Source organism: Patulibacter defluvii (assembly GCF_034096925.1).
Classification (GTDB): domain Bacteria; phylum Actinomycetota; class Thermoleophilia; order Solirubrobacterales; family Solirubrobacteraceae; genus Patulibacter; species Patulibacter defluvii.
The window spans coordinates 128,582-148,554 of record NZ_JAWZSQ010000009.1 but is presented as its reverse complement, the minus strand read 5'-3'; the positions used below and the strand labels follow the sequence as shown (position 1 = coordinate 148,554).

16 protein-coding genes are annotated in these 19,973 nt (G+C 74.7%); 10 read left to right on the top strand and 6 right to left on the bottom strand.

Going from position 1 to position 19,973, the window contains the following annotated elements; all coding sequences use genetic code 11:
- The first annotated feature begins 15 nt into the window (after positions 1-15).
- Positions 16-792 (top strand): class I SAM-dependent methyltransferase, encoded by a 777-nt coding sequence (locus SH587_RS11855; RefSeq protein WP_320670822.1) that lies wholly within the window; start codon positions 16-18, stop codon positions 790-792.
- Between the two features lie 6 nt (positions 793-798).
- Entirely contained in the window at positions 799-2,694 is a 1,896-nt protein-coding gene (locus SH587_RS11850) for a hypothetical protein (RefSeq protein WP_320670821.1), read from the top strand.
- Here SH587_RS11850 and SH587_RS11845 read toward each other — a convergent pair.
- Positions 2,691-4,028: an acyltransferase family protein gene (locus SH587_RS11845; protein ID WP_320670820.1), complete on the bottom strand. Its 1,338-nt coding sequence runs from the start codon at positions 4,026-4,028 to the stop codon at positions 2,691-2,693. The genes SH587_RS11850 and SH587_RS11845 overlap by 4 nt on opposite strands.
- Before the next feature lie 11 nt (positions 4,029-4,039).
- Positions 4,040-5,296: an acyltransferase family protein gene (locus tag SH587_RS11840; protein WP_320670819.1), complete on the bottom strand. Its 1,257-nt coding sequence runs from the start codon at positions 5,294-5,296 to the stop codon at positions 4,040-4,042.
- A gap of 149 nt (positions 5,297-5,445) precedes the next feature.
- Here SH587_RS11840 and SH587_RS11835 point away from each other — a divergent pair, with 149 nt between their 5' ends.
- Positions 5,446-6,579 (top strand): aldo/keto reductase, encoded by a 1,134-nt coding sequence (locus tag SH587_RS11835; RefSeq protein ID WP_320670818.1) that lies wholly within the window; start codon positions 5,446-5,448, stop codon positions 6,577-6,579.
- A gap of 105 nt (positions 6,580-6,684) precedes the next feature.
- Here the strand turns inward: SH587_RS11835 and SH587_RS11830 are convergent, their stop codons facing one another.
- From SH587_RS11830 to SH587_RS11815, 4 genes are all read right to left on the bottom strand, one after another.
- On the bottom strand, positions 6,685-7,992 hold the full coding sequence (locus SH587_RS11830; protein WP_320670817.1) for a TIM44-like domain-containing protein: 1,308 nt from the start codon (positions 7,990-7,992) through the stop codon (positions 6,685-6,687).
- A gap of 758 nt (positions 7,993-8,750) precedes the next feature.
- Entirely contained in the window at positions 8,751-9,098 is a 348-nt protein-coding gene (gene rpsR / locus SH587_RS11825) for a 30S ribosomal protein S18 (protein ID WP_375341759.1), read from the bottom strand.
- 48 nt (positions 9,099-9,146) lie between these two features.
- The gene (locus tag SH587_RS11820; RefSeq protein WP_320670816.1) at positions 9,147-9,716 is read right to left on the bottom strand and encodes a hypothetical protein; all 570 of its coding nucleotides are present in this window, start codon (positions 9,714-9,716) and stop codon (positions 9,147-9,149) included.
- A complete protein-coding gene (locus SH587_RS11815) occupies positions 9,713-10,477 on the bottom strand; it encodes a metallophosphoesterase family protein (protein WP_320670815.1) in 765 nt (254 codons plus the stop codon). Before SH587_RS11815 ends, SH587_RS11820 begins: the two co-directional genes overlap by 4 nt.
- Before the next feature lie 278 nt (positions 10,478-10,755).
- Here SH587_RS11815 and SH587_RS11810 point away from each other — a divergent pair, with 278 nt between their 5' ends.
- The 7 genes from SH587_RS11810 to kdpB all read left to right on the top strand — a co-directional run bounded on the left by SH587_RS11810 (position 10,756) and on the right by kdpB (position 19,965).
- Entirely contained in the window at positions 10,756-12,237 is a 1,482-nt protein-coding gene (locus tag SH587_RS11810; protein WP_320670814.1) for an MFS transporter, read from the top strand.
- Positions 12,238-12,320: 83 nt separating this feature from the next.
- On the top strand, positions 12,321-13,025 hold the full coding sequence (locus SH587_RS11805; RefSeq protein ID WP_320670813.1) for a TetR/AcrR family transcriptional regulator: 705 nt from the start codon (positions 12,321-12,323) through the stop codon (positions 13,023-13,025).
- Positions 13,026-13,038: 13 nt separating this feature from the next.
- Entirely contained in the window at positions 13,039-14,457 is a 1,419-nt protein-coding gene (locus SH587_RS11800) for a sensor histidine kinase (RefSeq protein ID WP_320670812.1), read from the top strand.
- Positions 14,454-15,146, top strand: a complete 693-nt coding sequence (locus SH587_RS11795) for a response regulator (protein WP_320670811.1) — start codon at positions 14,454-14,456, stop codon at positions 15,144-15,146. The genes SH587_RS11800 and SH587_RS11795 overlap by 4 nt, the downstream gene beginning before the upstream one ends.
- Before the next feature lie 313 nt (positions 15,147-15,459).
- On the top strand, positions 15,460-17,223 hold the full coding sequence (kdpA, locus tag SH587_RS11790; protein ID WP_320670810.1) for a potassium-transporting ATPase subunit KdpA: 1,764 nt from the start codon (positions 15,460-15,462) through the stop codon (positions 17,221-17,223).
- Positions 17,224-17,239: 16 nt separating this feature from the next.
- Positions 17,240-17,905, top strand: coding sequence for a potassium-transporting ATPase subunit C (locus SH587_RS11785; protein ID WP_320670809.1), 666 nt, complete (start codon positions 17,240-17,242; stop codon positions 17,903-17,905).
- Entirely contained in the window at positions 17,902-19,965 is a 2,064-nt protein-coding gene (gene kdpB, locus SH587_RS11780) for a potassium-transporting ATPase subunit KdpB (protein ID WP_320670808.1), read from the top strand. Before SH587_RS11785 ends, kdpB begins: the two co-directional genes overlap by 4 nt.
- Positions 19,966-19,973: the final 8 nt, after the last annotated feature.

Below are 19,973 nucleotides of genomic sequence, written 5' to 3'. Positions count from 1 at the left end.
CTAGCATCCCGCCCCGTGCCCGGACCCTTGGTCACCGGTGAACGCGTCAGCTCGCCCGAGGGCGCGTTCAACCCCACCTTCCAGCGCCACGTGGCGGCCTACCGCCAGATCGCCGAGCGGCTGCCGGCCGAGGGGCCGGTGCTCGACCTCGGCTGCGGCGTCGGCCACTCGTTCCGCGAGCTGGCCCCGCGGACGACGATCGGGGTCGACGTCAGCGCCGAGGCGCTGCGCGGCCAGGAGCGCGAGACGCACGTCCACGACATGCGCCAGCTGCCCGCCGACTGGAGCGGCCGCTTCGCCTCGCTGGTCTCGGTCCACTCGATCGAGCACGTGACCCGCCCCGGTCAGGCGCTGGCCGAGATCGCACGCGTGCTCCAGGACGACGGCGTCGCGGTGCTCGTGACCCCGAACCGGCTGACCTTCGCCCGCGCCGACGAGATCGTCGATCCCTACCACGAGATCGAGTACGACACGGAGACGCTGCGGGCGCTGGTCGAGCCGTGGTTCGCGGAGGTCGAGATCCTCGGCCTCCACGGGTCGCCCCGCTACCTGGAGTTCCAGGACGGCGAGAAGGCGCGGATGGAGCGGCTGCTGAACCTCGACCGCTTCGGGTTTCGCCACCGGATGCCGCGCTGGGCGCTGCGGCTGGCCTACGACAGCGCGCTGACGATCACCCGCCGCGGCGGCGACGAGCGCGCGGCCGCGATCACCGCCGAGGACTTCTTCCTGACCGCCGACGATCCGGCGGCGAGCCTGGACCTGGTCGCGGTCGCCCGGCGCCCGCGGCGGTGAGCCGCCGTGCCCTGGCTGGTCCACACGATCGGCGGGCTGGCGATCGTCGCGCTGCTCGGCGCGGCGGCCTGGCGGCTGGCCGGACGGACCGTCCGCCCCGAGCCGCTGCCGCGGGCGCTGGCCACCGTCGTCTGGCTGTGGCTCGGCGTCCAGCTGGCGGGGCTGGCGACGCTGCTGGTGCCGCTGGGGATCGCGGCCGTCGGCGGGGCGGCGGCGGTCGTCCTCTCCGGCCTGGTCCTCTGGCGGGTGCCGCGGTCGGCGCCGCCGCGGCCGCTGGCACTCGACGAGCGGCGGCTGGCGCTGCCGGTCGCGGTCGCGGTCGCGGTGCTCGGCTGGCTGATGGTCCACCAGCCGGTGCTCGGCTACGACGGGCTGCTGTACCACCTGGGGCTGCCGGCGGCGTGGGAGCCGCGCGACGCGCTCGCCAGCCTGCCGCACGTCGTCGACGGGCTGCCGATCGAGGCCTACCCGATCGGCTTCGAGGTCGCCACCGGCTGGCTGATCGCGGTCACCGGCGCGACCGCGGTCGGGACGCTGCTGGCGCCGTTCTCGGTCGGCCTGCTGGCGGTCGCGGTCTGGACCCTGACCCGGCGGCTCGGCGGCGGCGCCGGCGCGGCCTGGGGGGCGGTGGCGAGCGTGGTGCTGGCGATCCCGGCGCTGGCCGGCGCCGGTCAGGTCAGCAACGACCTGATGGCCGCGGCGCTGGCCGCGACCGGCGTGGCGCTGGTGGTCGACGCGATCGGCCCGGGCTGGCGGGCCGACGACGAGCGGCCGCCGTCGCTCGACGGGGTGCTGGTCGGGACGGTCGCCGCGCTGCTGGCGGTCGGGGTCAAGACGACCGCGGCCAGCGGCGTGCTGGTGGCGCTGGTCGCGCTCTGGCGGCTGCGGCGGCCGCTCTGGGCGCACCTGACGGCGCACCGGGCCTGGCTGCTCGGGCTGGCTGCCGGGCTGCTCGTCGGCGGCCTCTGGCTGGCCCGCAACCTGCTGCTCCACGGTCACCCCTCGTGGCCGCTGATGGCGTCGTCGTTCGGCGATCCGGTGCCGCCGGTGATCGACCAGGTCGACGCCCGCTTCCTCGACCACCCGAAGGCGCTCTGGGAGCTGGCCGGCGACCGCTACCTGCGCTACGCCTGGCCGCTGATCCCGCTGACGCTGCTGGCCCTCTGGAGCGTCGTCCGCGGCCGCGGGGCGGCACGGGTGCTGGGCGTCTGCGGGCTGATCGGCGGCGCCGCCTGGACGGTCGCCCCGGCGACCGGGATCGCCAGCGAGCCGGGCCTGGCCGTCGGCGCGGTCCGCTACCTGCTGCCGGCCTGGGCGCTGCTGGCGGCGGTCGGCTGGTCGCTGCTGCGCGACGCCGGTCCCCGCTGGCGGATCGCCGGGACGGCCGCGGCGCTGGCGACGCTGACCGCGCAGCTGTGGCTGGGCTTCGACGCGGTCGCGGCCGACGCGCCCGCGATCTTCGTCGTGCCGGGCGAGCACGCGCTCTGGGGCGTCTGCATCGCCGCCGCCGTGCTCGGCCTGCTGCTGCCGTGGTCGCCGCTGGCTGGGCTGGTGCTGCGGACGCCGCTGGTGGCGGCCGTCAGCGCGGTGCTGCTGGTGCTGCTGCTGACCCAGGTGCCGGGGCTGTGGGACCGCCACGCCCGGATCGTCGCGTCGGCCGCGGCGCCGGTGCCGGCCGAGCCGGTGCTGGCGCTCGGCGGCACGCCGGCCTGGTCGCTCGGGCCCTACGGCCGCCCCGGCGGGCGGGTCGTGGCGGACTGCGCCGCGATCGAGCGGGGCTTCGCCGCCGGCCGGACGGTGGCGATCGGCCCCGGGCTGCCGCCCGAGCAGATCTGCGCGCTGCCGGGCGAGCCGGTCGTGGTCGACGGCTTCCGGGTCTGGGTGCCCGGGGCGTCGCGCTAGGACCGCTCGCCGGGCGGGGCGCCGTCGCTCGCCGGGTGCTCGCGCTGGAACTGGAGCGGCCCGGGCGGGCGGCGGCCGGTCAGCTTGGCCGCCAGCAGCATCCCCGGGGTCTCGACGAACCGGAAGAGGACCACGGTCAGCGCCAGCGAGACGGCGAACGCGACCACGCCCAGGCCGAGCAGGCCGACGACGCCCTTCTCGTCCGGCAGCACCCGCGGCAGCAGCGCCCCGAGGACGGCGAAGTGGACCAGGTAGAAGCTGTACGAGCGCTCGCCGAACCAGCGCGCCACGCGGCTGTCGAGCTTGATCGGGGGCCGTCCGCCCTGCCACTCGAGCGCGATCAGGCCCAGCAGCAGCACGGTCGCGCCGACGATCTGCATCGGCACCCCGACCGCGTAGCCGAGCCGCAGGGCGTCCTCGATCCGGTCGGTGGCCACGTCCGGCGGCAGCGACTGGAGGTCGACGCCCTCGATCGCCTTGGTGGTGATCTGGGTCCCGGCCGGCTCCGACCCGATCAGCAGCAGGAACGCGGCCAAGGTCATCCACAGCGTCGGCCCGCGCCGCCAGCCGGCCAGCCGCTGCTGGAGCGGGCCGTGGGCCTCGACCAGCGCGACCACCAGGCCGGGGATGAACATCCACTGCAGCAGGCCGGGGCCGTCGAGCAGCTGCGAGTTGCCGAACTTGACCGCCAGCGTCAGCACGGTCAGGAAGGCGACGCCGGCCACCAGCCCCGCCATCCCGAAGCGGCGGCCGAGCAGCCACCAGCCCAAGGCGATCAGCGGCAGCAGCACGTAGCCGATCACCTCGACCCGGACCGTCCAGGCCGGCTCCAGCGGCGCCGCCCAGCCCCAGTCGAAGCCGGCGTGGGAGAGCCCGCCCTCCAGCAGCAGCAGCGTCTTGACCGTCCGCCAGGCCTCCAGCGGTCCGCCCTTCATCACCACCAGCCAGACGATCAGGAGCGCGATCAGGGCCCAGTAGGCGGGCAGGATCCGCAGCGCCCGGCGGACGTAGAAGCGCCAGGTGCTCGGCCGCTGCACCCGCCCCAGCGCCCAGGCCAGGAACGGCCGCGCCAGCAGGTAGGCGGAGAAGGCGAAGAACAGGTTGACCAGCCGCGCCGGCGCCAGCACCGAGCGCATCCCCAGCTCGCCGCCGAAGATCTCGTAGACGTCGCGCCCCGGCAGCCCGTCCCACTGCAGGCGCGCGTAGGTCGACTCGGCGAACGCGATGTGGGCGATGAAGACGAGCAGCGCGCCGAGCCCGCGGGCGCCGTCGCCGCCGAGCCACGGCCGCTTCCAGACCGGGACGTCGCCGGCGGGGCTGGATGGCGCTGACACAGGCGGCGAGGTTACCGGGAGGCCTCGGCCGGACCGCCGCCGGGGACCGAGAGCGGGCCGGGCGGCCGCGAGTGGGTCAGCCGCGCCGCCAGTCGCATCGCCGGCAGCTCGACGACCCGGAACAGCACCGCCGCCATCGCCAGCGTGACCACGAACGCCGCGACGGCCAGGCCGACGTAGCCGAAGCCGCCCTTGGCGTCGGGCAGGACCCGCGGCAGCAGCGCCCCGATCACCGCGTAGTGGGTCAGGTAGAAGCTGTAGGAGCGGGCGCCGAGCCACCGGATCGCGGCCGACCCGAGGCCGACCGGCGGCCGCGCGCCCTGCCACTCGCGGGCCAGCAGCGCGATCATCACCAGCGCGCAGCCGATCGCCTGCATCGGCAGCTGGACGAGGAACTGGGTGCGGGCGGCGTCGAGCGCCGTCTCCGGGCCCTCCAGCACCGACTTGCCGACCGAGAACGAGACCGGCATCGCCGCCAGCAGCAGCGCCAGCCCGAGCGCGCCGGCGGCCAGCGTCAGCGGTGCGCGGCGGGCGGCCAGCCAGCCGCGGGTGCGGTCGCAGGACTCGACCAGCGCCGCCAGCAGGCCGGGGGCGAACAGCCACAGGTTGCCGCTGATGCCGACGTCGCCGGGACGGGTCGACTCGACCAGCGGGTAGGCGATCGCCGCCGCCGCGGTCAGCAGGATCGCCGCGCGGGCGCCGGCCAGGCCGCCGAACCGCCCGGCCGCCCACCAGATCGCGCCCAGCAGCGGCAGCAGCAGGTAGAAGAGCGCCTCGACCCGCACCGACCACGCCTGCTCCAGCGCGACCGCCCAGCCCCACTGGTAGTCGTGGCCGAGGACCAGCGTCGGCAGCGCCTTGCCCCACTCGATCGGGGCGTCGCGCAGGACCACCAGCCAGGCGATCACCAGCCCGCAGACGACCCAGTAGCCGGGCAGGATCCGCAGCGCGCGGCGGATCACGAAGCGGCCGACGCCGGGTCGCTTGCCGCGGCTCGCGGCCCAGGCCATGAACGGCCGGCTGAGCAGGTAGGCGGAGAGGGCCAGGAACAGGTCGAGCCCGGTGTGGCCGACCGAGAGGATCCCGTACGACCCGTACTCGCCGAACGAGACGGCCGGGTTGCGGCCCGGCATGTCGGTCCAGCCGAAGCCGCTGTAGGTCTGCTCGGCGAAGACGACGTGGGCCAGGAAGACCGCCAGCATCCCGTAGCCGCGGATGCCGTCGCCGGCCAGGAACGGGCGGCGCCAGGCCGGGGTCTCGCTCGTCACGGCCGGGGACGATAGCGGCGGGCGCAGGGTGCGGTGCCCGCGGCCTGGCGCCCGCTGCGACGTTCCGGTCGCCCACGGACCAGAACGTCACAGCCGGCGTACGGCGGCTCGGCCCGACGCCGCGTCGAGCGCCGCCGTACGCTCTGGTGATGGTCGATCTGGGACACGCGGCGCTCGGCGCCTGGAGCGGCGGACGGTTCATGCACTACGGGCAGCCGCTCGACGACGACGCGCTCGTCGCGCTGCTGCGGCCGGGCGGACGGCTGAAGACGGTGATCACCGCCGACGTCTACGGCGCGGGCGAGGCGGACGCGATCGTCGGCCGCGCGATCGCCGACCTGCCGCGGCGCGACGTGCGGCTGGTCGGCGCGATCGGCCATGACTTCTACGACGGCGAGCGACGCGGGCCGAAGGGCTTCCCGCGCTTCACCGATCCGGCCCTGCGCGGGCCCGAGGGCTACGCCGACTACCTGCGCGCGGCCACCGAGCGGAGCCTGGAGCGGTGCGGGACCGACCGCTTCGACCTGCTGCTGCTGCACAACCCCGACCGGATCGGCTACACGTCCGAGGTCGTCTGGGACGCGCTGGTCGACCTCCGCGACCAGGGCCTGGCCGACGCGATCGGCGTCGCCCCGGGCCCGGCCAACGGCTTCACGCTCGACCTGCTCACCTGCCTCGACCGCTTCGGCGAGGAGATCGACTGGGCGATGCTGATCCTCGGCCCGCTCGAGCCGTGGCCGGCCGGGCTGGTGCTGCCGGCCTGCGAGCAGCACGACGTGCGGGTGCTGACGCGGGTGACCGACTACGGCGGGCTCTTCTGGGGCGACCTGCGCGAGGACACCCCGCTGGTCGAGTACGACCACCGCCGTCACCGTCCTGCGGGCTGGATCGAGCGCGGCCTGCCGCTGGTCGAGAAGCTGGCCGAGATCGGCCGCGGCCACCGGATGACCCCGTTCCAGGTCGCGGCCCAGTGGACGCTGGCCCAGCCGGCGGTCGCCTGCGTGGTGCCGACCCTGATCCAGGAGATCGGCGACGGCGCCCGTTCGATCGTCGAGCAGCGGGCGGAGCTGGACGCGCTGACCGCCGAGCCGCGGCTGTCGGCGGCCGAGCTCGACCGGATCACCGCGATCGGCGACAACAGCGGCTGCATGGCGCTGAAGGGCGCCGCGCCCGGCTTCGCGGGCGAGGAGCAGCCCGACCAGTGGCCGATCGGCGACCTCCAGCTGCAGGCCGCGCGGCGGTGGGGGATCGACCCCGACCGCCAGCTGGTCAAGACCCACTGAGGCCGGGACCGGGCGGTAGGCCCGGGCCTACCCGCCGCGTGCGACGTTCCGGACGCTCGGCGACAGGAACGTGACAGCGGGCGGACCGGAGCGGCCGCGACCGGCCTAATCGTCGACGGCGACGAGCTGCCAGGGGTCCTGGGCGTCGTCGGTCAGGCGGAAGGTCCAGCGGGCGCGGCGGGTGGTCTCGCGGTCCTTGGCGCCCTCCAGCACGGCGGCGGTGGCGCGGTCCTCGCGGTACCAGCGGGCGCGGTAGTCGACGGCGACCTCCATCGTCGCCGCGGCGTCCGCGCCGGCGCCGGCGACGCGCTCGATCGTGACCCGCTCGGCGTGCGGGCCGCGGACGACGGTGCGGGTGGCCTCGCTGGCGTCGGCGCCGTAGAGCAGGGTCCGGACCGCCTCGGGGCTGGCGCGCCGCTGGAGCCCGTCGTCGGCGCCGTCGATCGCCTCGGCCCAGGCGGCGACGGCGCGGTCGACGGCGATCGTCAGCAGGTCGGGGCTGAAGCGGTCGTCGACCAGCGCCAGGTCGAGGGCGGCGCCGCGGGCGTCGTCGCTGAGCCCGGTCGAGACCAGCCCGGCGACCTCGCTGGCCGGCGCGGTCGCGTCGGCGACGGCCAGCTCGGTGCGGGCGGCCGCGGCCAGCTCCGGGTCCTGGTCGGGGGTCAGGACGAGCGGCGAGCGGAGGTGGTGGGCGCCCTCGGCCTCCTGCTCGATCGAGACCAGGATCCAGCCGCCGTCGCGCTTGGCCAGGGTCCAGTACTCGGAGAGCGTCATCGCCGGCCCGGTCTGGCCGGTCGGGTACTGCTTGCCGTTGGGCGTGTCGACCCAGCTCTCGATCGCCAGCTCGACGTGGACGACGGCCCGGTCGGCCTCGTCCTGCGCCCGGTTGACGATCGAGATCAGGCGGATCTCGGGCCGGCCGGTGACCACGACCCGGTTGTGCCAGCGCTTGGCGTCGAAGTCGTCCAGCCGCCGCAGCCACTCGGCCAGCAGGTCGCCGCCGATCAGCTGCCGGATCCGATCGCGGTCGCGCGCGTCCCAGGCGGCCTGGGCGGCGAGCACCAGCGCGGCGGCGTCCTTCGTCAGCCGCTCCTGGTCGAAGGCGGCGTCGTCGTCGGCGGCGACGGCCGAGGCGGCGCGGACCTCGGCGTCGCGCGCGGCGCGGGCGGCGGCCCGTCGCTCGCGGGTCATCCAGCGCCAGATCGCGGGCACCCCGACGAAGACGAGCACCAGGATCACGATCACCAGCACCGCGCCGCCGCTCAGCGACCCGCTGCCGGAGCCGCCGGAGGAGAACGAGCTGCTGCTGCCCCCGCCGCCGGAGAAGCCGCCGCCGCCGGAGAACCCGGACGACCCGGAGCCGGCCTGGGCGAGGATCCAGGAGCCGAGAAGAGAGGATGCGCTGCCGAACACGGGGGCCGATGGTGTCACGTCTCTGCTCGTCGGTCGTCGGTCGTGGCGTTTTGTCTCAGCTGGAGAGGTCGGGCTGGGGGCGGCGGGCGCGGCCGCCCTCGATCGCTTGCGGCCGCGGGGCGGGGTCTGCCGGTGGGGCGTGGTCGGTGGTGGGCCGCAAATGCTGCGATCTCGCGCGGCCCCGCCCGCCGCGGCTGGGCGACCGGTTCGTTGGTGGAGCGCTCGGTGGTGGGCAGAGGGGAGCCGTGGCGCGATGCGGGGGGAGAGAGCAAGCCGTGGGCGGGCCACGCTCCCGTCACGCCCACCGACCCGGCCGCGACACCAACCAACCCGCTCCACCCACGCCTGCTCACCCAGAGCGCCGGCGCCGCGGTCTCCCCATCACCCCAGCAGCGCTCCGACATCCCCAACCGCCGAAGCCACCCATGCGGTGCCGAACCCCCGCCGGGCCCATCTCAGCGACCGAGCCCGCGAAGGGATCGACCGGCGGCGGCCCCAGTCGCCAAGCCAGCGAAGGGTGGGGGTCGCTGCGGGCCGCAGCATTTGCGGCCCACCACCGACCACGCCCCACCGGCCAACCCGGCCCCGAGGCCGCAAGCGGCCCGCAGCGGCCCCCACCCGAAGCGGACCACCCAGACCAAGCCAGAAGCGCGCCCACGAGCCCAGCCCCAACGACGCCCCCAGAACGCAAAGAGCCCGGCCAGGCCGGGCTCTCCGATGGAGCGGCCGCCAACGGCGGCCGGGCCAAGAAGGGCGAGCTACTCGTCGCGATCGCGACCGCGGCCACCGCCGCGGCCACCACGCTCGGGCCGCTCCTCGCCCCGGTCCTCACGACCGGGCATGGCGATCATGCGCGGGTGCGGGTAGGGGAGCAGCGCCAGCTCGCGCGCCTGCTTCACGGCGCGAGCGGCGTGGGCCTGGTCGCGGGCGTTGAGGCCGGTCGCGCGACGCGAGCGGATCTTGCCCTTCTCGGTCACCAGCAGGCGCAGAGCGTCCACGTGCAGGTGGTCGATCTGCGCGATCTGCTCCTTGGTGAGCTTGGGGGCACGCCGGGTGCCGCCCTTCGGCGACCGGCGGCCGCGAGGAGATCGAGAGGGTCGGGCCATAGACGGGGCATGATGGCAGAACCACCCTGCCCGACGTCGGCCGCCCCGTCAGCCCTCGCGGTCGGTCAGGTTGGTGGTGACGACCTCGGGCCAGCCCGGCGGCATCGGGAAGGTCTCGTCGCCGACGCCGAGCACGACCGGCTCGCGGTCGTCGGCCCGCACGGTGACGGAGAAGTCGACGTCCGGCCGCGCGGTGTCCCAGCGCAGCTGGAGCACGTCGTCGGGTCCGCCGAGCAGCGCCGCCGCCTCGCGGGTCGCGGCGACGTAGTGCTCGACGCCGCCGAGCGGGGCGGCGACGTCACCGGTCTCGGGGTCGGCGTCGAACGGCGGCAGCGGCTTGAACTCGGGCAGCGGCGGCACGACGACCGGGTCGTGGTCGTCGCCGAGCTCGATCGCGTGCGGCAGGTGGACGACCCGCTCGCCGATCGTGACCTCGATCGGGTTCAGCCGCTCGACGTCGACGATCGCCGGCTCGACCAGGTCGTGGCGGCCGGCGCCCGGCGCCATCACCGCGATCGCCTGGTTGGCGCGCGCGACGTGCAGCAGCTCCCGCAGCAGGGCGATGGTGTGGTCGAGCGGGCCGACGGTCGCGACCAGCTCGACGGAGGGATCGGTCATGCGGGCTCCTCGCGGTCGGCGGGCGGGACGACCGGGATCGTGTCGGTGTCGGGCCAGGGCGCGGGGCGGCCGCTGCGGAGCGTGTCCGCCACCACCGCCGCCCACTTGGCGTCGCCCCAGCGCTCGGCCTGGCGGTCGCCGGCGCGCTCGCTGTCGTAGGCCACCCGCCGGTGCTCGACCGAGCCGTCCTCGTGGAGCAGCGCGTAGGCGGCGCGCGGGTCGCCGTCGAACGGCATCCCGACGCTGCCGGGGTTGACCACCAGCGTGGTGCCGCCGTCCGGCCGCCGGACCTCGCGCCGGATCGGCAGGTGGGTGTGGCCGACGACCAGCAGCGGCGGCGTCCGGCCCTCGAGCAGCGCGCCGTCGTCGGGCCCCGGCGTCGGCAGGAAGCCGTCGACGTCGGAGCGCGGCGACGCGTGCCAGGCCTCGCCGCCGCCCGGCAGCGGCTGGAAGAGCGGCAGCGCGTAGAGCTCGGTGATCGTCGGCTCGTCGAGCGCCAGGTGGGTGGCGGCCTCGCCGGCGCGGGCCAGCGGGGCCTCGGGGACGGCGTCGCCCTCGATCGCCCACCGCTCGTGGTTGCCGCGCAGCCAGCGGGCGGGGGTCAGCTCGCGCAGGCGGGCGAGGGTCTCCTCCGGCCAGCCGCCGAAGGCGGTCATGTCGCCGCCGATCAGCCACTCGTCGGCGCCCTGGGCGCGCGCGTCCTCCAGCACGGCGTCGAGCGCGGCCAGGTTGCCGTGCACGTCGTAGAGCAGCGCCAGCACGCCCGCCACGGTAGCGCGCGCCCGTGGCGGGCCGCCCGCCGAGCGGTGGAGGACTCGAACCGCCCGCGGGCCCGCGCCCCCACCGGGGACCGGGCGGCGCTCCGCGCTACCGTGAACCGGAGCGTTCGATCCGCTTCTCCGGGAGGAAACGGATCGGCCGCTCCGGTTGTGCTACGGTTCTCAACCGGATCGATCGCTCCGCTTGTCACGGCGCCCGTCGGTCCCGTCCGCCGCACCACGTCCCGCCTCCGTCCCGACCCCGCCTGGGAGACCGCACGATGAGTACCCGAACCGCCAAGCAACGACGCGACTGGATCGCGCTCTACGTCCTCTGCCTGGGGATGCTGATGATCGTCCTCGACGGGACGATCGTGAACACGGCGCTGCCGGTCCTGAAGTCCAGCCTCGACTTCTCCGACAGCAACCTGACCTGGGTTCTCAACGCCTACCTGATCCCGTTCGGCGGACTGCTGATGCTGTCCGGCCGGATCGGCGACCTGATCGGCCAGCGGAAGATGTTCCTCTGGGGGATGGGCCTCTTCACCGTCGCCTCGGTCCTCTGCGGCCTGGCCGAGAGCCAGGAGATGCTGATCGGCGCCCGCTTCCTGCAGGGCGTCGGCGGTGCGCTCGGCTCGTCGGTGATCCTGGGGATGATCATCACGATGTTCCAGGAGCCCAAGGTCCAGGGCGAGGCGATCGGGGTCTACTCGTTCGTCGCCTCGGCCGGCGGCTCGCTCGGCCTGCTGCTCGGCGGCGTGCTGACCGACATCCTCAGCTGGCACTGGATCTTCATGGTCAACCTGCCGATCGGCGTGGCGACGGTGCTGCTGGCGCTGCGGCTGGTCCCCGACCGTCCCGGCCTGGGGCTGAAGGAGAACAAGGTCGACGTGCCCGGCGCGCTGATGCTGACCAGCGGCCTGATGGTCGGCGTCTACGCGATCGTCGGCGTCGAGCGCGAGGGCTGGGGCTCGGCCCAGACGCTGATCCTGTTCGCCGTCGCGCTGGTGCTGCTGACGGGCTTCGTGGTCCGCCAGGCGAAGATCGCCCACCCGCTGCTGCCGCTGCGGATCTTCCGCTCGCGCAACGTCACCGGCGCCAACCTGGTGCTGCTCGGCGTGCTCTCCGGCATGTTCAGCGTCTTCTTCTTCGGCGCCCGCTACGCCGGCGAGGTGCTCGGCTACAGCCCGATCGAGATCGGCCTCGCCTTCCTGCCCCTGACCGTCCTGATCGGGACCGTCTCGACGCGGGTCGCGCAACCGGTGTCGGAGCGCTTCGGTCCGCGGACGACGCTGATCGGCGGCCTCGGCCTGATCACCGGCGGCGTGCTGCTGTTCCTGCGCTCGTCGGTCGACGGCAGCTACGTCGGCGACATCCTGCCGTCGATGGTGCTGCTCGGCTTCGGCGCCGGCCTCAGCTTCCCGTCGATCATGTCGCTGGCGATGTCGGGCGCCACCCCCGAGGACTCGGGGATCGCGTCCGGGCTGGTGAACACGTCGATGCAGGTCGGCGGCGCGATCGCGCTGTCGGTGCTGGCGACCTTCGCCGCCGAGCGCACGACCAGCCAGGTCGCCGAGGGCGCCAGCCGGCTCGAGGCCCTCAACTCGGGCTTCCACGTCGCCTACCTGATCGCCGCGGGGATCGTGGTGCTGGCGATCGCCGCCGCCTTCCTCGTCCTGCGGGACGAGCCGGCGGCGGGCCACGCCCACGCCCACGCGGGAGAGGGCGAGCCCGCCGGCGCCACGGCCCCCGAGGCCGCCTGAGGCGCCGGACCGGAGGGTCGGCGCGCGGCAGCGCCGACCCTCCGCCGCGCTCGCCCGCGCATGCGTTCGACTAGCATCGGTTCATGAGCAGCATCACGGCGGATCGCGTCTCCGACGCCGCCGCGGACCCCGCGGAGGCGGCCAAGCCGTTGCGGGCGGACGCTCGTCGCAACCGCCAGCGCGTGCTCGCCGCCGCCACCGAGGTCTTCGCCGAGGAGGGCGCGGACGCCAGCGTCGCCGAGATCGCGCGCCGCGCCGGGGTCGGGGCCGGCACGCTCTTCCGCCACTTCCCGACCAAGCACGACCTGCTGCTGGCGACGCTCGAGCAGGGCTTCGACGACATCCAGGACGCGATCGAGCAGGCCGACACGATGGACGACGCCTGGGAGGGCCTGGTCCACGTGCTGACCGTCTGCGCCGAGATCCAGGCCCGCGACCGCAGCTTCCTCGACTCGCTCGGCCCGGAGCTGTTCCGCGAGCCGTCGCTCCAGCGCCGCAACGAGGAGCGGATGGCGCAGATGCGGCAGCTGGTCGTCCGCGGCCAGGCCGCCGGGCTGCTGCGCGACGACCTCCAGGCCGAGGATCTGCCGTTCCTGCTCAGCGCGGTCGGCGGCGCCACCAGCCAGTGCACGGCCGGCAGCGCGATCGCGCCCGAGCTGTGGAAGCGGTACCTGGGGATCGTGCTCGACGGGCTGCGACCGGCCGCCGCGACGCCGCTGCCGGTGGCCGCGCCGACGTTCGAGCAGCTGACCGCCCAGTGCGCGTCGCAGCTCGAACGGCGGTCGTGACCCCGGATCGGCCGTGACCGACGCGCGGCCGTGGTGGCAGGACGGCCTCGTCGCCGTCGCCGGGATCGCCGCCGCCACGCTCGCGATCGAGCTGCTGAAGGGCGCCGCGCCGGTCGTCTCGCTCGGCGTCCTCTACGTGCTGCCGGTGCTGCTGGTGGCCGTCCGCTCCGGGGTCCGGCTGGGGATCGCGACCGCGGTCGCGTCGATGCTGGCCTACAACTGGTTCCTGCTGCCGCCGATCCACCGCTTCACGCTCGCCGACAGCCGTCACTGGGCGGCGGTCGCGGTGCTGCTGGTGGTGGCGGTGGTCGGGGCGCGGATCGCCGAGGCCGGCCGCCGCCAGGCCCGCCACGCCCAGCGGGCCCAGCGCGAGGCCGACCTGATCGCCGACCTGGCGCGGGCGGTGCTCGGCGCCGACCGGGTCGCGGCCTCGCTGCCGGTGGCCGCCGAGCGGCTGCGGGCGCACCTCGGGACCGGCACCCGGATCGCCGTCGGCGGTGCCGCCCCGGCCGGCCGCGGCGGGCCGGCGGTGGCGCTCGACGGGCCGACCGGGACCGTCGGCTGGCTGACGCTCGACGAGCCGCTTCCGGCCGGTCGCGAGGCGCCGCTGCGGGAGCGGATCGTGCCGGCGCTGGGGGCGCTGCTGGCGGCCGGGATCGAGCGCGAGCGGCTGGCCGACGACGCCGTCGCCGCCGAGACCGTGCGCCGCAGCGACGAGGTCAAGACGACCCTGCTGCGGACGGTCAGCCACGACCTGCGGACGCCGCTGACCCAGATCGGGACCGCCGCCGCCGCGCTCGGCTCGCCGTCGCTGGAGGAGGACGAGCGGCGCGAGCTGGCGACCGGGATCGAGGAGGGCACCGCGCGGCTGGCGGCGATGATCGACAAGCTGCTCGACCTCTCGCGGCTGGAGGCCGGGGCGGCCGAGCCGCAGCGGCAGGCGGTGCCGCTCGACGACCTGGTCCGCGACGCGCTGGAGGCGGTCGGGGGCCGCGCGGCGCGGGTCACGCTCGAGGTCGAGCACCCGCCGCCGACGGTCCGCGTCGACCCGGTCCAGCTGGTGCGGGCGATCGCCAACCTGCTGGAGAACGCCTTCCTCCACGGCGGCGGCGACGAGGCGCCGGTGCTGGTGCGGGTGGCCGGCCGCCGCGGCCGGGCGGTGGTGCGGGTGGTCGACCGCGGGCCGGGTATCGAGCGCGCCCAGCTGGACGCGATCTTCCGGCCCTTCCAGCGCGGGCGCGGGGCGGGCGGCGCCGGCTCGGGGCTGGGACTGGCGATCGCGCGCGGCTTCGCCGAGGCCAACGGCGGCACGCTGCGGGCCGAGAGCTACCCCGGCCAGGGGGCGGCGTTCGTGCTCGAGCTGCCGCCGGACGCGGCCGCCGACGCGACCCGCGAGGATGTCGCCGTGCCCGCCGAGGACCCGCAGCCGTGAGCGCCGACGGCAACGTCGTGCTGGTGGTCGACGACGAGCGCCAGATCGTCCGCGCGCTGCGGGTGCTGCTGCGCGACGCCGGCTTCACGACCGTCGCCGCCGGCGGGGTCGAGGAGGCGCTCGACCTGGCGGCGCTGCACGGGCCGGACGCGGCGATCGTCGACCTGATGCTGCCCGACGGGACCGGCGTCGACGTCTGCCGCGGGCTCCGCGAGTGGTCGTCGCTGCCGATCCTGGTGCTCTCGGCGGTCGACGAGGAGGACCAGAAGGTGCGGGCGCTGGAGGCCGGCGCCGACGACTACGTGACGAAGCCGTTCGGCCCCCGCGAGCTGCTGGCGCGGCTGCAGGCGCTGCTGCGGCGGGCGGCCCCGGCGGGCGAGGAGCCGGTGGTCCGCGTCGGCGACCTCGAGGTCGACGTGGCCGGTCACCGGGTGACCCGCGACGGCGACGAGATCCACCTGACGAAGATCGAGTTCGGCCTGCTGCGGACGCTGGTCCGCCACCGCGGCAAGCTGCTCACCCACCAGGCGCTGCTGCTCGAGGTCTGGGGCGCCGCCTACGCCGACGACACCGCCACCCTGCGGACGCACATCGCCAACCTGCGCCGCAAGATCGAGCGGCCGGCCGGCGACGGCGTCCCGCGCCTGATCCGGACCGAGACCGGCGTCGGCTACCGGCTGGTGGCCTGAGCGGTCGGAGGGGATACCCCGGGCCGCGCGCCGCTTGCTACCGCCGCGGTCGCAAACAGCGCGCGGCCGGGGGCTCTTCACACGATCTTGATGGCGGCCCGCCGCTCCCCACACCGGCTTGACGGCCGCGGGCGCACGCTGGTCGCATGGATCTCCTCGCCGTCGGCATCGCGGTCGCGTTCTTCGCGTCGATGCTCCTGCTGCTGGAAGGACTCGATCGCGTATGAGCGGTGCCGACCTGGCCGGCCTGATCGGCGCGCTCGTCGTCGCGGCCTACCTGCTCTTCGCCCTCCTGCGCGGGGAGGCGCTGTAGATGAGCGGCTGGCTCCAGCTCGTCCTGCTGCTGGCGATCGTGGTCGCGATCGTCCGGCCGCTGGGCGACTACATGGCCCGCGTCTTCGCGGGCGAGCGGGTCTTCCTCTCCCCGCTGCTCGGGCCGCTCGAGCGGGGGCTGCTGCGGGTGCTGCGGACCGGATCGGCAGCGGCCGCCGACCAGAACTGGAAGCAGTACGCGCGCAGCGTGCTGCTCTTCTCGCTCGCGTCGTGGCTGCTGCTCTACCTGGTGCTGCGGACCCAGGGCCTGCACCCCTGGAACCCGACCGACCTCTCGTCGGGCTCGTGGGACCTGAGCTTCAACACCGCCTCGTCGTTCGTCACCAACACCAACTGGCAGTACTACGCGGGCGAGACGACGCTCTCGTACTTCTCCCAGATGGCCGGGCTGACGGTCCAGAACTTCGTCTCGGCGGCGGTCGGCATCTGCGTCCTGATCGCGGTCGTCCGCGGCCTCGCCCGGCGCGGCGACGGCTCCGCGAGCGGCCTCGGCAACTTCTGGGTCGACCTGGTCCGCTGCGTGGTCTACGTGCTGCTGCCGATCGCCACCCTCGGGGCGCTGCTGCTCGTCACCCAGGGCGTGCTGCAGACCCTCGGCGGCCCGGTCGTCGCCCACACGCTGACCGGCGGCGAGCAGACGCTGGCCCTCGGCCCGGTCGCCTCGCAGGAGTCGATCAAGCTGCTGGGGACCAACGGCGGCGGCTTCTTCAACGTCAACTCGGCGATGCCGTTCGAGAACCCGACGGCGATCGCGAACCTGGTCGAGATGCTGCTGGTGCTGGCGATCCCCGCCGCGCTGACCGGCACCTACGGGCGGATGATCGGCAACCGCCGCCAGGGCTGGGCGATCCTCGGCGCGATGCTGGCGCTGTTCGTCGCGCTGGCGGTGGTGATCACCCTCGCCGAGGGCCACGGATCGGTCGCCCAGCACGCCGCGGGGATCCACACCGGCGCCTTCGACGGCTCCTCCGGCGGCAACCTCGAGGGCAAGGAGCAGCGCTTCGGCAGCGCCGGCAGCGCGCTCTTCGACACCGTCACCACGGCCACCTCGACCGGCGCCGTCAACTCGGCCTTCGAGTCGCTGACCGGGCTCGGGTCGCTGGTGCCGATGGTCGGGCTCGGGACCAGCGAGGTGATCTTCGGCGGGGTCGGCTCGGGCCTCTACGGGATGCTGCTGTTCGTCATCCTCGCCGTCTTCATCGGCGGGCTGATGGTCGGCCGCACGCCCGAGCTGCACGGCAAGAAGATCGAGGCGCGCGAGATCAAGCTCGCGATGCTCGGCGCCCTCTACATGCCGTTCGCGGTCCTGACGACCACCGCGCTCGCGGTCGCCACCGACCACGGCAAGGCCTCGATCTTCTCCAGCGGCCCGCAGTCGTTCTCCGAGAGCCTCTACGCCTACCTCTCGCAGGGCAACAACAACGGCTCGGCGTTCGCGGGCTACACCGGCTACGTGCAGCCGAACGGCAACAACGACGGGGCCTTCGGGATCACCTTCGCCGACCTGCTCGGCGGGCTCTCGATGCTCTTCGTGCGCTTCTTCCCGATCCTCGTCGTGCTGGCGATCGCCGGCTCGATGGCCCGCAAGCGGGTCGCGCCGGCCGGTCCCGGGACGCTGCGAACCGACAGCCCGACCTTCGTGGTGCTGCTGATCGGGGTGATCGTGCTGGTCGGCGCCCTGACGTTCTTCCCCGCGCTGCTGCTCGGCCCGGTCGTGCAGGCGCTGACCACCAACCTCTACTGACCCGGGAGTGCGACAGATGCGCAAGGACGTCGTCACCTCGCTGATCGCGGTCGTGGCCTTCACGCTGCTGCTCGGCCTGGCCTACCCGTTGGCCGTCACCGGCGTCAGCCAGGCGCTGCTGAACGACCAGGCCGACGGCTCGCGGATCGTCCGCGACGGCAAGCTGGTCGGCTCGAAGCTGATCGCCCAGGACTTCCGCCGCCCGGTCCGCGGCCCGGACGGGAAGCCGAAGCACGACGCCGACGGCGCGCCGCTGCTGGAGGCCGACCCGCGCTGGTTCCAGCCGCGTCCCTCGGTCACCGGCTACTCGGCCAGCGCGACCGCCTTCGGCAACCTCGGCCCGAACAACGTCGCCACCCGCGACGCGACCGCGGCCAACGCCCAGGCCTACCTGGCGCTGGAGCGGCCCTACGACCGCGGCCTGACCGTCGCGCGGATCCCGGTCGACGCGGTCACCAACTCGGCCTCCGGCGTCGACCCCCAGATCTCGGTCGCCAACGCCCGGATCCAGGCACGCCGGATCGCCGCGGTCCGGCGGCTGCCGCTGGCCCGCGTCCTCCAGCTGGTCGACGACCACACGAGCGGCCGCGCCCTGGGGATCCTCGGCGAGCCGGGCGTGAACGTGCTCGAACTGAACCTCGCGCTCGACCGCGCGAGCGCCCCGACGGGAGCCTCTCGATGACCGACCAGCGGATCTCCGTCCTCGACCCCCGGATCCTGCGGCCGGCGCTGCTCGACAGCGTCCGCAAGCTCGACCCGCGGATCCAGGTCCGCAACCCGGTGATGTTCGTCGTCGAGCTGGGGGCGGTGGTGACCACCGTCGGCTGGCTGATCCAAGCCTTCGGAGGATCGCCGCTCGGCGGGGGCGACCAGCCGGCGTGGTTCGCGTTCGCGGTCGCCGTCTGGCTGTGGCTGACCGTCGTCTTCGCCAACCTGGCCGAGGCGCTGGCCGAGGGCCGCGGCAAGGCCCAGGCCGACACGCTGCGGGCGATGCGGACCGACACCGTCGCGCGGCTGCGCGACGGCGGCACCCGGCCCGCGGCCGAGCTGCGGCCCGGCGACGTGGTGGTGGTCGAGGTCGGCGAGGTGATCCCCGGCGACGGCACCGTCGTCGAGGGGATCGCGTCGGTCGACGAGTCGGCGATCACCGGCGAGTCGGCGCCGGTGATCCGCGAGGCCGGCGGCGACCGCAGCGCCGTCACCGGCGGCACCCGCGTGCTCAGCGACCGGATCCTGGTCGAGATCACCCAGGAGCCGGGGCAGTCGTTCCTCGACCGGATGATCGCGCTGGTCGAGGGCGCGGCCCGCCGCAAGACCCCGAACGAGGTCGCGCTGGGGATCCTGCTGGCCGGGCTCTCGATCGTCTTCCTGGTGGTGGTCGCGACGCTGAAGCCGTTCGTGACCTTCGCCGGCGCCGACGTCTCGCTGGTGACGCTGATCGCGCTGCTGGTGGCGCTGATCCCGACCACGATCGGGGCGCTGCTGTCGGCGATCGGGATCGCCGGCATGGACCGGCTGGTGCGGCGCAACGTGCTGGCGCTCTCCGGTCGCGCGGTCGAGGCGTCGGGCGACGTCGACGTGCTGCTGCTCGACAAGACCGGCACGATCACGCTCGGCAACCGCCAGGCGACCGCCTTCCTGCCGATGCCGGGGGTCGAGGAGCGCGAGCTGGCCGAGGCGGCGCAGCTGGCCTCGCTGGCCGACGAGACGCCCGAGGGCCGCTCGATCGTGGTGCTGGCGAAGGAGCGGTTCCAGATCCGCGAGCACGACCTGGTCGCGGCCGGCGCCGAGTTCGTCCCCTTCACCGCCCAGACCCGGATGTCGGGCGTCGATTACGCCGGACGACGCCTGCGCAAGGGCGCCGGTGACGCGATCGAGCGTTGGATCGCCGAGCTCGACGGCCCGCTGCCGCCGGAGCTGCGCCAGACGCTCGACCACGTGGCGGGGGAGGGCGGCACGCCGCTGGCCGTCGCCCGCGACGAGCAGGTGCTCGGCGTCGTCTACCTGAAGGACATCGTCAAGGACGGCATGCGCGAGCGCTTCGACCGGCTGCGGGCGATGGGCATCCGCACGATCATGGTCACCGGCGACAACCGCCTGACCGCGGCCAAGATCGGTCAGGAGGCGGGCGTCGACGACGTCCTCGCCGAGGCCACGCCGGAGGCCAAGCTGGCGCTGATCCAGGAGCAGCAGGCCGGCGGACGGCTGGTGGCGATGACCGGCGACGGCACCAACGACGCGCCGGCGCTGGCCCAGGCCGACGTCGGGGTGGCGATGAACACCGGTACTCAGGCCGCCCGCGAGGCGGGCAACATGGTCGACCTCGACTCGAACCCGACCAAGCTGATCGAGATCGTCGAGGTCGGCAAGCAGCTGCTGATCACCCGCGGGGCGCTGACCACCTTCTCGATCGCCAACGACATCGCCAAGTACTTCGCCATCCTGCCGGCGATCTTCGCCGCGGTCTGGGCCACCAGGCCGGGGGAGGACGGGCCGCTGGCGCAGTTGAACGTGATGGACCTGGGCACCCCGGAGTCGGCGATCATCTCGGCGATCGTGTTCAACGCGATCGTGATCCCGCTGCTGGTGCCGATCGCGCTGCGCGGCGTCCGCTACCGCCCGGTCGGGGCCAATGCGCTGCTGCGGCGCAACATGCTGGTCTACGGCCTCGGCGGCGTGGTCGCGCCGTTCGTCGGGATCAAGCTGATCGACCTGGTCGTCCACGGGCTGCTGGGGGCGTAGGGCCGTGC

Bases quoted from the DNA above. Each gene is read 5' to 3' on its own strand.
- SH587_RS11805 (WP_320670813.1), top strand. From the start codon at position 12,321: ATGAGCAGCATCACGGCGGATCGCGTCTCCGACGCCGCCGCGGACCCC.
- SH587_RS11820 (WP_320670816.1), bottom strand. From the start codon at position 9,716: ATGACCGATCCCTCCGTCGAGCTGGTCGCGACCGTCGGCCCGCTCGAC.
- rpsR (WP_375341759.1), bottom strand. From the start codon at position 9,098: ATGGCCCGACCCTCTCGATCTCCTCGCGGCCGCCGGTCGCCGAAGGGC.
- SH587_RS11785 (WP_320670809.1), top strand. From the start codon at position 17,240: ATGCGCAAGGACGTCGTCACCTCGCTGATCGCGGTCGTGGCCTTCACG.
- SH587_RS11835 (WP_320670818.1), top strand. From the start codon at position 5,446: ATGGTCGATCTGGGACACGCGGCGCTCGGCGCCTGGAGCGGCGGACGG.
- SH587_RS11810 (WP_320670814.1), top strand. From the start codon at position 10,756: ATGAGTACCCGAACCGCCAAGCAACGACGCGACTGGATCGCGCTCTAC.
- kdpB (WP_320670808.1), top strand. From the start codon at position 17,902: ATGACCGACCAGCGGATCTCCGTCCTCGACCCCCGGATCCTGCGGCCG.
- kdpA (WP_320670810.1), top strand. From the start codon at position 15,460: ATGAGCGGCTGGCTCCAGCTCGTCCTGCTGCTGGCGATCGTGGTCGCG.